This window comes from Brevibacillus dissolubilis, assembly GCF_006170445.1.
Lineage (GTDB): Bacteria > Bacillota > Bacilli > Brevibacillales > Brevibacillaceae > Brevibacillus_B > Brevibacillus_B dissolubilis.
Genome location: NZ_VCNA01000005.1, coordinates 80769 through 93448, shown reverse-complemented (window position 1 = coordinate 93448; position 12680 = coordinate 80769). Strand labels below are relative to the sequence as shown.

14 protein-coding genes are annotated in these 12680 nt (G+C 52.2%); 1 reads left to right on the top strand and 13 read right to left on the bottom strand.

Annotated elements, in window-relative coordinates:
- Positions 1 to 8 precede the first annotated feature (8 nt).
- The 12 genes from FGI41_RS11430 to FGI41_RS11375 all read right to left on the bottom strand — a co-directional run bounded on the left by FGI41_RS11430 (position 9) and on the right by FGI41_RS11375 (position 11958).
- The gene (locus FGI41_RS11430) at positions 9 to 2393 is read right to left on the bottom strand and encodes a peptidoglycan D,D-transpeptidase FtsI family protein (RefSeq protein WP_139490277.1); all 2385 of its coding nucleotides are present in this window, start codon (positions 2391 to 2393) and stop codon (positions 9 to 11) included.
- 45 nt (positions 2394 to 2438) lie between these two features.
- Positions 2439 to 2963, bottom strand: coding sequence for a rod shape-determining protein MreD (mreD, locus tag FGI41_RS11425; RefSeq protein ID WP_139490276.1), 525 nt, complete (start codon positions 2961 to 2963; stop codon positions 2439 to 2441).
- Entirely contained in the window at positions 2964 to 3959 is a 996-nt protein-coding gene (gene mreC / locus FGI41_RS11420) for a rod shape-determining protein MreC (RefSeq protein ID WP_139490275.1), read from the bottom strand.
- Positions 3960 to 3993: 34 nt separating this feature from the next.
- Positions 3994 to 5037, bottom strand: coding sequence for a rod shape-determining protein (locus FGI41_RS11415; RefSeq protein WP_139490274.1), 1044 nt, complete (start codon positions 5035 to 5037; stop codon positions 3994 to 3996).
- Between the two features lie 46 nt (positions 5038 to 5083).
- Positions 5084 to 5788: a RadC family protein gene (gene radC / locus FGI41_RS11410; RefSeq protein WP_176560238.1), complete on the bottom strand. Its 705-nt coding sequence runs from the start codon at positions 5786 to 5788 to the stop codon at positions 5084 to 5086.
- Between the two features lie 70 nt (positions 5789 to 5858).
- Positions 5859 to 6443: a Maf family protein gene (locus FGI41_RS11405; RefSeq protein WP_139490273.1), complete on the bottom strand. Its 585-nt coding sequence runs from the start codon at positions 6441 to 6443 to the stop codon at positions 5859 to 5861.
- Positions 6444 to 6457: 14 nt separating this feature from the next.
- On the bottom strand, positions 6458 to 6700 hold the full coding sequence (locus tag FGI41_RS11400) for a DUF4321 domain-containing protein (protein ID WP_139490272.1): 243 nt from the start codon (positions 6698 to 6700) through the stop codon (positions 6458 to 6460).
- A 170-nt stretch (positions 6701 to 6870) separates the two neighbouring features.
- Complete coding sequence (locus FGI41_RS11395; protein WP_139490271.1) at positions 6871 to 8337, bottom strand: hypothetical protein; 1467 nt, start codon at positions 8335 to 8337, stop codon at positions 6871 to 6873.
- Between the two features lie 66 nt (positions 8338 to 8403).
- Positions 8404 to 9312, bottom strand: a complete 909-nt coding sequence (locus FGI41_RS11390; protein WP_139490270.1) for a hypothetical protein — start codon at positions 9310 to 9312, stop codon at positions 8404 to 8406.
- A gap of 15 nt (positions 9313 to 9327) precedes the next feature.
- Entirely contained in the window at positions 9328 to 10005 is a 678-nt protein-coding gene (locus tag FGI41_RS11385; protein ID WP_139490269.1) for a PilN domain-containing protein, read from the bottom strand.
- A gap of 7 nt (positions 10006 to 10012) precedes the next feature.
- Positions 10013 to 11056: a type IV pilus biogenesis protein PilM gene (gene pilM / locus FGI41_RS11380; protein ID WP_139490268.1), complete on the bottom strand. Its 1044-nt coding sequence runs from the start codon at positions 11054 to 11056 to the stop codon at positions 10013 to 10015.
- Between the two features lie 77 nt (positions 11057 to 11133).
- Positions 11134 to 11958: a prepilin peptidase gene (locus FGI41_RS11375; protein WP_368656691.1), complete on the bottom strand. Its 825-nt coding sequence runs from the start codon at positions 11956 to 11958 to the stop codon at positions 11134 to 11136.
- Between FGI41_RS11375 and FGI41_RS24935 the strand changes: the two genes are divergently transcribed.
- Entirely contained in the window at positions 11948 to 12187 is a 240-nt protein-coding gene (locus FGI41_RS24935) for a hypothetical protein (protein WP_176560237.1), read from the top strand. The two genes, FGI41_RS11375 and FGI41_RS24935, sit on opposite strands and share 11 nt — an antisense overlap.
- Here FGI41_RS24935 and FGI41_RS11370 read toward each other — a convergent pair.
- Positions 12175 to 12660, bottom strand: coding sequence for a prepilin-type N-terminal cleavage/methylation domain-containing protein (locus FGI41_RS11370; RefSeq protein WP_255298434.1), 486 nt, complete (start codon positions 12658 to 12660; stop codon positions 12175 to 12177). The two genes, FGI41_RS24935 and FGI41_RS11370, sit on opposite strands and share 13 nt — an antisense overlap.
- Positions 12661 to 12680: the final 20 nt, after the last annotated feature.

Genomic DNA, 12680 nt, shown 5'->3' with positions numbered 1-12680 from the left:
TATCAATGCTACTTGTTCAATGGATACAGGGAGTGGTACGCCTCCAGAACCTGACGGGCGATCGGACCAGAGGAGTCCGAACCATGTCCCCCTCCCGGTACGATGACGACAAACACGATTTCCGGTTTCTCGTAAGGGGCGTATCCGACGATCAGCGAGTTGTCTGCGCCGCGTCCGGTTTGGGCCGTACCTGTTTTGGCTGCGACAGTGAATGGCAGACCGCTGAATGTGCTGGCTGCCGTACCACCTGGGCCCGTTACCATGCGCATACCTTCCTGCGCCACTTTGATCCACTTCGGATCGATGTCTACGGTGTTGAGCACTTCTGGTTTGACTACGGTAAGTGTCTCACCAGGACGCTTAGGGTCTACTGTGCCGCGGCGGATTTCTTTGACCAGATGCGGACGCAGACGGTAGCCGCCATTGGCGATGGTAGATACATACTGGGCAATCTGCATCGGAGTGAAGGAATCGTACTGACCGATAAAGGCGTCCGCCAGGTTCCCCATGTAGGAGTACTGGGATTCCCAACCGGTCAGCTCGCTTGGCAGGTCGATTCCTGTCTTCACGCCGAGGCCAAACTGGGCGTTGTAGTAGTCGATGACCGAGAATTTGGTCATGTAGCTCTTGTTATCACTGTTGACCAGACGCATCGCCATCGCGTACATGTAGGTGTTATTCGATACCTGGAGAGCGCGGCGGGCATTGACATTACCGTGTCCGCTCAGCTTCCAGTTGCGTTTTTTGACGTTACCGACGATGTAGTAGCCGGGGTCATAGATTGTTTCGTTAGGGGTAACCAGCCCTTTTTGCAGAGAGAGCATCACCGACAGCATCTTGGCGGTCGAACCCGGTGCATAAGCTCCTCGGATCATCTTATTCTCGGCACTTGGGGCAATCATGGTGTCATATACCTTGTTGAACTCTTTGCGGTTGTAGTGAAGATTGAGATCGTAGTCAGGTGAGCTTGCCATCGCCAGAACTTCTCCTGTATTAGGGTTCATGACAACGGCGTGGGCCACATTGAGATCTCCAGCCTTGGTTCTCATTTTGGCGAGGTTGGTTTTGAGGATGTCCTCTACTTTGCTTTGGAAGCGCCAGTCGAGGGAGAGAACCAGATCGTTCCCCGGTTCAGCCGGGCGTTTTTCCTGCTTTTCAACGGTTTCGGAGTCTTTGTTGACGTGAACTTCGTAGACCCCGTCTTTCCCACGCAGCTCGCGTTCATAGTAGCGCTCCAAGCCTGCCACGCCGACACGGTCGGTGAAGCTGTAGCCTTGTGCGACATACTCATCACGCTGTTCCGGGCTGATCGGGTTGATATAGCCCAAGATATGAGTGGCAAAACCACTACCGTCTGGGTCACGGCGAATCTGACGGATCGGTTCAACGATGACATTGATCCCCGGATATTCGCTGCGGCGTTCATCGATCTTGGCTACTTCGTTATAAGAGACATTTTCCTTGATACGGCGCGGGATGAAGCGTGGCACGCCATAGGAACGCATATTGCCTAAGATCGCCATCTTGCGCCATTGGAACTGACGCTGTTGGTCGGTCAGCGGAAGCGCCACCGTGAGATCGAACAGATTGGCGTAGCGTAGTAGATCCATGTCGGACTTTTCTTTTAGTCCATTGGCATCTGGCAGTGTGGCAATCTGTGCTTTGACCTCTTTCTCGAGGCTTTCGCGTTCGTCTTCATCAAGCTTGATGGAATAATCGATATTGGATTGAATTACATAATGCAGCAGCTCGGCGTCAGATGCATTTTGTGTGTTAACGGTTGCTGCTTTGCCTGCTTTGGTGACATGATCGCTGACCTTTTTGCGGACGGTCTCGCGGTCTCCGTCACTGAACGGTGAACGGACTCGCATCCCCATGTAAAGGGCTGTACGGATCAGGTCGCGGTCTTGGAGCGTCGAGACGCTTGTAACCGGCGGCAAGGCGTTCAGTTTTGGCGTAATCATGCTGATCAGCTTGTTGGTTTCATCCGGTTTGAACGAGACTGGCAAGCTGGCCTGCAGTTCAATTGCCTTTTTCAGCAGGTCTTTGTCTGTGCCTGTTTTCTCGTCATCCATTATCAGCACATTGGCAAGCTTATCTGCCACCTGCTCTTCATCGATGTCTTGGTTCTGCTCCTCTACATAGGTAACGGTGTAGACTGGTTTGTTGGAGACCAGCACCTGACCGTTGGTGTCGAGGATGCGGCCGCGCGGTGCAGGAATCGGCAGTTCGCGCGTGCTGTATTTTTCAAGGTCATGCTTATATTGTTCGCCTTCCACGAGTTGGACGTAGGCAAGGCGCAGAATAATCGCGGCAAAAAACATAAACACGATGAAAAACAAAACGTTCAGTCTGACGGGAATGTGCGACTGCTCTTTTTCATGCTCCCCCATGTTCTCTCCTCCTTTGTGGTCGGGACGCTTAAGTGGGGGCCGTGTCTATTCACCCTGCGTCTCTTTGTTTTCTTTGACCGCTGTACACAGCTTGGAGAACGGCAGATAAACCAGTAAGGCAAATACAAAGTTTAACGCTACGCTCGGCAAAATCCTCTTGGTCAATACCCATTGTACATCAACAGGGCTGGTGTAAAACAAGCGGAATAAACTGTACAAAAGCCACTCATGACCAAACAGTACCAAAATCACGGTACTTGCAACAACGGCAATACTGCGGTGGAACAAAAGAAAAACAAGGCCGGAGAAGTAGCTTGCAACCATCATCGACAAGGCAAATACGCCGATCACTTTGCCATACATCACATCATGGAGCAATCCGAGAATCATCCCATAGAGCAGACCCTCGCGCCGTCCGATAAACAGGGCGACGAAAATCGTTCCCACAAGTGCAAAGCGGGGGACCGTCAGAAATGACAGACCCCACGAGCTTGGCGAAAAGAACGGCAGGACAGTGCTTTCGAGAAAAAATAACAAGAGCAAGGTCAGGCTTAAAACGACTCGGGACATCTATTGACCACCTCCGGCTAAAGCGGAGGCAGTCTGATTGGAAGAGCCGGATTGAGTGCTTGCAGTAGAACCAGATGGCAAAAGCTGCCCCTGTTCGTTAAGTTCGGTAGATGGAACCAGTTCCCCGGTCGGTGTGGTCACATACTTACGCTCCACAACCAACACCTGGTTGATCTGAGTAAAGTCAGCAGCAGGCTGCAGGTAAGCCGTCTGCGTCAAACCGTAATCACCCGGCTCCACGCGTACGACATGACCAATCAGCAGGCCGCGCGGAATCACACCGCCAAGCCCTGAAGTAACTACTTGTTCGCCCGGAACAAACTTTTGATCGAGCGGTATCTTGCGCATGATCAAAAGGCGGTCGCGCGGGTCATAATCTTCGACGATCCCGTTGATCTGACGATAGGTCGTCTGGTTATTGACAATCTGCTTAGACAAAATGATTGCGGATACGCGGTTGTGCCGCTCCATGCTGGAGAGCAGCTCTACGGTAGCCGACAGGTTGGCAACGCTTTGGACGCGGCCAATCAAGCCTGTGGCTGTATAGACTGCCATGTCTTTTTTGATGCCATGCTTGGCACCCTTGTCGATAATTACGACATCGTTCCATTGGTCAGCATTGCGGGAGACCACTTCAGCGACGCGCACCTGATAGTCGGTCAGGCTGTTTTTGGTCTGCAGGGCTGCACGCAAGTTCTGGTTCTCCACCTCCAGCTGCTTGAGCTGTGCGGAGACTTGTGCGTACTGATCGAGATTGGCTTTTAGAATGCGGTTTTCTTCGTACACATTGTACGCATCGTTGACCCCTTCTAAAAAACCGGAAAAAGCCTGAGCAGGGCGGTAAAAAAAGCCCTGCACCAAGCTGACGGTGTCTTTCAATAGCTTTTCCGGCCATGTCAGGTTGGCACGCTCTCGCGCGGTGAACCCCATCACAGAGATGAGAATGACCAACCCGACAAGGACGATAATCAGTCGTTTATTTCCGAAGAACGACATAACTCTCCTTCACCTACTTATCTACTCTGCTTACTTATCGGATTCGTTTGGATTTCGAGGAAGTTATGCCGTGCTTGGATTTGAACAGGTGGAGGTTCTCAAGCGCCCGTCCTGTCCCGATCGCTACGCAGTCCAGCGCGTTTTCCGCGACGTGTACCGGCATACCGGTTTCCTTGGCCAAAAGTCTGTCCAGATTGCGCAGGAGTGCACCACCGCCTGTAAGCACGATGCCTCGGTCCATGATATCTGCGGCAAGCTCAGGAGGGCTCTTCTCCAGTGTGATCTTCACAGCTTCGATGATGGACATCACAGTCTCGGAGAGTGCTTCTGCAATCTCCGTTCCAGTAACAGAAATCGTCTTAGGCAGACCTGACACAAGGTCACGGCCACGGATATCGACTGTCTCTTCCTGTTCTGGTGTCATCGCAGAGCCAATCTCCATCTTGAGCGTCTCAGACGTGCGTTCCCCGATCATCAGATTATAGCGGCGCTTGATGTACTGGATAATCGCTTCGTCCATCTCATCGCCCGCCACCCGGATGGAACGGCTGGTAACAATCCCGCCGAGTGAGATGATCGCAACCTCAGTGGTACCTCCGCCGATATCGACGACCATACTTCCGGTCGGCTCCCATACAGGCAGGTCAGCACCGATGGCAGCGGCAAACGGCTCTTCGATGGTATATGCTTCTTTGGCACCTGCCTGCTTGGTCGCGTCTTCTACGGCACGCTTCTCAACGGCCGTGATACCGGACGGCACACAGACCATAACGCTTGGGCGGCGGCTGAACAGACCTTGGTTCTTTTGTGCTTGACGGATAAAGTAACGCATCATGGTAGCCGTCGTCTCGAAGTCAGCAATGACCCCGTCTTTCATCGGACGGACTGCCACGATATTGCCAGGGGTACGTCCAATCATGCTTTTCGCAGCGTTCCCCACCGCTTCGATTGTATTAGTATCAGTGCGGATCGCCACAACAGACGGCTCGCGCACCACAATTCCTTTTCCTTTGACATAGACAAGCGTGTTGGCGGTGCCTAAGTCAATCCCCATGTCACGTGAAAAACCACCAAACATAGTATGAAATCTCCTTCCGTATCTTCAATTCCAACGTACGATTTTTTTATAAGTATCCTTGCTCTTTTAAACTCACATAGCGACCATCACCGATGATCACATGATCCAATAAGGAAATCCCGATCAGTTCGCCAACCTCATACAACGTTTTGGTTACAGCTACGTCTTCGCGGCTGGGCGCAGGGTCTCCGCTCGGGTGGTTATGTAAGCAAATGATAGAAGCACTGCTGCGTTTGATGGCTTCTTTGAATACTTCGCGTGGATGCACGATGGAGGCATCCAGGCTGCCGACAAAAATGGTTTGTTTGCCGATCACTTGATTTTTGGTGTTGAGAAACAGGCAGACAAAATGCTCCTGTGTCAGATGGGCCAGATCAGGCGCCATCAAGTCAGCCACATCACGGGGCAGACGGATGACCGGACGCTCTTTGCGGCTGTGCTTGACAAGCCTTCTCCCCAGTTCAAAAGCGGCATGCAGCTCAATCGCTTTGACTGGTCCGATTCCTTTTACCTGTGTCAGTTCCTCGTGCGTGGCTTGCGACAAATTTCGCAGGTCGCCAAAAGAGGCGAGCAAGCGCTGTGCTAGATCAAAGGATGATTCATTTTCCAAGCCCGTCCGAAGCAAAATCGCCAAGAGTTCCGCATCAAGCAGCGGTTCCGCTCCCTGCCGGAGAAGCCGCTCTCGCGGACGCTCATATAAAGGGACGTTTTTTTTCGACGTTTTGTTACAGGAAATTGTCTCCAACTGCATGTGGTTCGCCTCCTGCCGGATCTCCAATATAGGTGGACGGAGAAGCAAACCTTAGAAGAAACCCACCTGTCTAAAAAAGAGTGATGCCAAAACGGGATAATAGCTGTGCCGTTAAACCGAGAGGCAGACCGACGACCGTGAAATAATCGCCCACGATCCCCTCAACGATGGTCGCACCAAACCCCTGTATCGCATAGGAGCCTGCTTTATCCATCGGTTCCTTGGTTGCGATGTAGGAGCGGATCTCGGCATCTGTCATCGCCCTGATCTTCACCTTGGTCGACGAATGGGACACCTCGCTCTTGCCTGTGGCGGCATCCACAATCGCCACTCCACTGTAAACGGTATGCTCACGGCCCTGCAAAGATGAAAGCATGCCAAAGGCGTCATCCTCATCTGCGGGCTTGCCTAACACCTTCTGATCTAGCACAACGATTGTATCTGAGCCGATCACAAGCCCTGTATCCACTCCGACTGCAGTCGCCTGGGCTTTGCGGATGGACAGAGACTCGACAATCTCCTGCGGACTAAGTCCCGGCGCTGTCGTCTCATCCACGTCACTTGATTGAACCGTGAATTCGAGACCCAGATTATGCAAAAGCTCTCTGCGCCGAGGGGAAGAAGAGGCCAAAATGATTGGAACGGTTGCGTTCATAACTACTCCCCACCCTATCTGATTTTACGGTGAATCCAAACTGCGAGGGCTAATCCCCCAATGCTGGCTAGATTTAGTTTTACCTGAAAATGCAAATCATACTTCAAAATATCCAAATCCGCTGAGGGATTCCACGATACCGTCTTGGAAATGCCTAGAAACGGCATCCACGGACTCAAGATCGTGCCCAGAATACTCCCAAACAGCGCGCCGGTGATCAAAATAGCCACCAAAATCAGTATTTCTCTCCCCGTCATTCTCCTCTTCCTTCTGCTTACCAGATCGTTTTATATCAGAGCAATCATTTTTTAACCAAATGTAAGTGTAACAAACGTGGGAGGTATCTACAATATCTGAAACAACTTTGTAAATCTATCCTACAAAAAGACAGACCCCTGTGCAAGAAAGCTTGCACAAGGGAATCGGTTTACGCGGTTGGTTTTACCCACGCAGCATAATGTTCAAGGTAGGTTAATATACCTTTCTGCACCTGCCATGCATAGGAGACGGCGTTGTTGCTTTTGAGCTCCTTGACGGTGGTAACCGCTTTGTTCAGGGAGTTGATCATCTCGGTGGCGTGAGGCTGGGCTTCCTTTGGCAAAAGCGGCTGGATCAGACGGCTCTGCTCCAGGAATTGACGGTGCAGGGAGGTGAGTTTGTCCAGCTGCTCCTTGGGCATCGCTTTGGTCTCAGCTGGATTGTTGATCACTTGGCTCGACCAGGTGGTTAGCTCTTTGGACAGATTGGCACCGCTTTGAAAAAATTCATAGAGCGGGCCTTGGTTGGCAGCGGTGCCGACGTTGAGGGTCGGGGCTTGGGTCAGCTCAAGATTGGTGCGTTCTGCGGCCATCTTCACTTCTTTTACAAACACTTCCATCTGCTTTTCTTTGTAAAAGGAAGCCATACCAAGGATCTGATCGCGGGAGGAGGCGGCGGCGATGAACAGATGCTTTTTGCCGTCGGTCATCTCATACATAAAATGCGGGAAGCCTTGGGAATCGAGCGGCTGGATGGCGGTCTGGGCTGCTTCGCCGTCACTGAACACCCCGGCTTGCACCATGAAAAAGCTCTGCTCGGGAAGCTCGACGGCGACAGGCACCCGCTCACCCTCCCCTGCCCCGCCTGTCTCTGAGATGTTAGGATCGGCAGGCTGACCGGGGGCAGGTTCGGTGGCAACTGCTGCGTCTCCTGCGGGTTGTCCGTCAGCCGGAGCGGTCACAGCAGCCACTTCCTGTGACTTGGGCGCACTGTTTTCCTGCATGAACACGGTCAGGACAATAAAACCAAAGATCAGACCAAGCGTCACCGCGCCAAACATCGAAACGAGCGTACGCAAGAGCGGATTGCGGGATAGTGTGCTGTTGTTGCTTGTGAAGCGCTGGAACCAGTCGTGGACGATAGAGCCGAGTCCATGCTTTTGGTCTGAATCCTCACTCTCATCCATCAGGTCATAGAGCAGATAGTGTGATTCCGTTTCTGTCTTGTCTTCATAGAGGGATTCGCGGCCGTGCTCACGCTCAGCATTGACCATGGGATCTCGGGTCGCTATGTAGTCTCTGGTCGAAGGGGCGCTCGTCCGCTCTGTCTGTAATTGCCCACGAAGCTGGTTGAGCCGCTCCATCGCTTCGCTTTCACCGGTCAGGTCGTTCTCCTCATCTGCTGCTGTGGTCGTGTCTGGTTGAATCAGGAACGGATCCTCTGTAACTTGTGGTGTCGTGCTCCCGCTCTCCTCGATCGTCTCATCGGGCTGGGTCTCAATAAAAAGATAGTCGGAGTGGGCCTCTTCCCTTTTCTTGATGGATGGCTGTTCTTTTTTGGGTTTTGCCTCTTTCGGGGCCTGTGGTGCTTGTGGGTTCAATTTGATAGAAATCCGGTTGTTTCTATTCGCCTCCACGTAAATAACCTCCTCGCTCTCGCAACTCTATTACTAGTAGTCTACGTAGAAACGAGAAGGTTATGACTATGAATTGCCAAATTCAGTAGGATTCTGTTTGTTGGATGGTTTCTCCAGCAGGATAGGCGGCAGTTTTTTGATCAGGGTCGCGTACTGTGGCACATAGTAGCTGGTCAGCTTGAGTGTGACGGTAAGTTGTGCGCCGGATGCTTGTGGCGTCCCTGTGGTGGCCTCTGTGACTGTCGGCTGACTCGTGGCAGTAGCAGTCGGTTGTGCCGTGGCCGGCTGGACGGCGGTCTGTGCGGTGGTGTTACCGTTGCCATCCGTATCATCCGAGCTGTCAAAAATAATCTGATCCACACGCAGGTAACGGGATAGCTCCTGAACCTCTGTGATGAATTGATAGAGTTGCTGATAGTCCCCGCGCAGGCGCAGGGTCATCCCGATGCTGGTAAGCTGTGTGTCGGGCAGTGCGGCCAGTTTGGCGGCAAGGTCTTGGGTGTCTGATGAAGACTGGCTCGCAGACTGGTCGGCAGCAGGCTGATTGCCCGTGGTTGCTTCCGATGGTTCCCCCGCATCTTCCTTTTGCCCGATCCCCGCTTCTTTTCTGCTAAGTTGCAGCTCCTCGACAAAAGCGCGAAGCGACTGCTTTTTCTCTTCGTCAAACGTGACATTCTCAAGCGATACAGCGCTCAAGGTCTTGAGCTTGTCCAAATCCAAAATCAGCTGATGGGTATACGGCTTGACCGGCAATGCTTCGGACAGCTTCGCCAGCTGCGCCTCAGAGGACTCTGTCGGTTTGCTGACACGCTTCTGCTCCGCACGGTCAATCGCTGTCGTCAGCTGAGCCAGACGGTATTCGGCTTGCTCCCGCTTTTCGGAGAGCGGCAGGTAATAGAGTAGATAGAATACCGCCACCAGCACGAAGAGCAAGACATAAATGAGCAGGAGATATGGTCGTTCTTTTTGCCTCATAGGTACCCTCCTCTGCTATGGCTTGGCGGCCGTTCCATTGATCGTGTTGAGAAACAGCTCGAACTCGGCTTGCTGGCGCGGCAGGAGCTTGCTGCCTATAGTGGATTTCGCTGGGGCTGGGGCGGTGGCTGACGGAGAAGTCGTGGCAGCCGATGTTGGCGTACTTGCACTCCCCGCAGGAAGCGTCACAGTGACACCGCCTTCACCCACTACCTTCGGCTTCACTGCGACAATCTGTTTGACCCGTGCCTTCATCACATATGGCGAATTCTCCAGATTGTACAGATAAGCCGCCACATCGGAATACTGCTCAAACTCCCCTCTCACCTGTACCCGACCGTTCAGTTCGTACGAGATGCCTCTGATTTTGCCTTCCTTGGGCAGATTGTGAGAGAGCACGTCGAGGAGCAATGGCATCGGATAGAATAGCTCGTGCAGCCCCTTGGAGACCACGGTATATTGATCAACCAGCGTACCTTCATCCTCTTGAACCGGGTTTTCGGAGAGGGCTTGGAGCAGCTGTTCTTTTTGCTTCGTCTGTGTCTCCAGTAGTGTCAGGCTATCGGACTCCTGGTAATAGCTCAGTCCGGTGAAGCCAGCGAAGCCAAGCCAGACACTGCCAAGCGCGATGATCCAAAAGGTACGGCTGCCGACGCTCCTCTTTTTGCGCGGGAGTAGGTTGATATCGATCATGGAAGATTTACCCCCTCAGCGAGAGACCGGCCGCCACCGTGTACGCCTGCAAATCGGTCGATTCGAGGTAGGCGTGTCTCAAAGATTGTGTCGGAAACAACATCAGCTCTGCGTTGTTGATCCTCTCACGCAGATGCTGAAGGATGTTGTCCAAAAACGGAAAATCACCAGTCAGGTAGATGGCTTTGATGCGTGTCCCATCGTTTTTATACGTAAATTGATAGAAATTGATTACCCGCTCCAGCTCGCGAACCAGATCAGCGGTAAACGCCTGAAATACATACTCGTCGTCCAGTGCCTCATACAGGTCGGCACTAGAACTGATATCTGGCGCATACGTATTCAGATCAAGCGGAATGTTGCGCAAAAACTCTGGGGTATCCCGCGAAAACATGCTGACATTGGCAAAGCCCGGCTCCAGTTGGACGAACATGATATCCTGTGCCATGGGCTTGTCTGTCAAATCCAACAATCGATACAAAGCAAGTGGTTCGATATCAGCCGCCACCACCTTCAGATCCAGCAGGCGCAACAGCTCCACATACTGATCGATCACATCACCCGGTGCGGCGACGATCAGGTATTCGTCTTGACTGGTGGCAGCTGCCTCTGCTTCTCCCTCCGTCGTCGGAGCTTGAGCGGGGGTCATGGCTGCACCCGTTTCTAACTTGTGAATATCAAAATAAGGCCGCGTAAATGGCAGATGGATCGTCGTGTCCAGCTCAATCTCGATCAGGGCCCGTGCATCCTTTGCCAGCAGGGGTGGAAGCGCATGCCTGCGTACCACGACAAAAGAACTCGGCACAGCGAGGTTCACCTGCCTGCTTTTGAGGTTCAGATCTTTTTTGGCCAGAGCGATAGCCAGCTCTACGGCCTCTTTGTTGATGATCTTGCCGCCGCTGACACTCCCTTGAGGAAATGGGATAAAGACCGTCTGCTCCAAGACATACCGGGAGCCTTGCTTGCGTGCTTCGACCAGACGGATGCCCGTATCTTCAATCGTGGCCCCAAGCCGGTGCTTTTTTTTCATAAAAGGCAAGGATAGTCTCATCTGTCTCGGTCCTTTCTTGTAATCCCGTTGATACCCGTTTCGACATACCGATTCCTAAACCCTCTGGTAAACGCCCCCTAGGAGAAGATGGCAGGGAAGCTCACCCCAAAATACCATTCCAACATCCCCTCACCGAAGAAATAAGCGATCAGCGAACCCAGCGCCAGAAAAGGGCCAAAGGGGATGCCTGTCCGAATTCCTTTTCCTTTGAAGAGCAGGTAGGTCAGACCTCCGCTGACCCCGATCAGGCTGGACAAAAAGATAGCTGTGATCAACAACGGTGGAGCCAAAAATAAGCCAATCACCGCGACCAGCTTAATATCTCCCCCGCCCATCCCGCCCCGCGAGACCCACGCCAGCAGCAAAAACAGAGTGAAGCCTGCCACCATGCCAATCAGATGAACCCAGTAGGGATACGGATGAATCCAAAAGCGCAGGACGAGAAACAGCACGAAGAAGGGAAGCAATACACGGTCTGGGATGAGCTGATACCCGATGTCACTCACTGTAATGATAACCAGCAGGGACACAAACAACAGACCCAAGACAGTCTCTGCTGACCAGCCGTACACCGCATAGGTGCAGGCGAACAAAATACCTGTCATCAGCTCAACCAACGGATAGATCGCTGAGATAACCGTCTGACACGAACCACAGCGTCCCTTCCTATATAAATAGGAAATAACAGGAAGCAAATCATACCAAGGCAGCCGTCTCTGGCACTTTGGACAATGCGACGGCGGGTGAATGATAGATTGCCGCAGTGGGATACGCAGACCCACGACGTTGAAGAAGGAGCCAAAAATCAGACCGTACAGAAATAATCCCGCCATAATTAACAGAGATGACAGGCTGGATTGATCAGATAGGTTGATGATGTCAGACAAAGCCATGGCAGTCATCACTGCTCCTCCTTTTTTCTCTTACTCTGGTACGCTTGGGCTGCTGGCTGTCTCACCTGGCACAAAGCCTGTCCCACCAAAAGCCAAAAACTCCCTCACCTGCGGACAGGAAGGAAGTCTGGCAGGACCCCTGATCAACAATCATCTGAACGATCCCGATCATGATTCGTGGTTCTCGGTTCAGAGCGAAGCAAGAGCCCCTGTGGATCGTGAAACTTACGGCAATTGAATTTGGTCACGGGTGATTGCGGTCATATCGACGAGAGAATTCTGTGCCGTCGTTATGGTATAGAAGTAGTCAGAGGCATTGCCATTGGCACGGGCCAGATTCACATAGTATTTGAACTGAGGCTTCGTCCCTTTGACCATGACGAACGTATCGGTTTTATCATAGCTTCTGTTTTCACCAGGGACCTTCATGCCGTCAGAGATGAAGCCTGCACTTTCCAGTTGGGACAAGGTGATTTTGTCTTCTGCTTTTACTTCATTATGTTCAAGAATATACAGTCGCGCAGCATCTACCAGCATACGTGCGTTGGCGATATGTGCATCTTTTCGTGAGTTATTGATAATGCCCCCAATGGATGGAATCGCAATCGCTGCGATAATCCCTAAAATCACAATAACCGCAAGTAATTCAATCAAAGTCAGACCTCGTTGGTTTTTCACCAATCGTTTCATTGTACGCAGCATTTTTTTCATTGTTACCATCCTCCATTGAG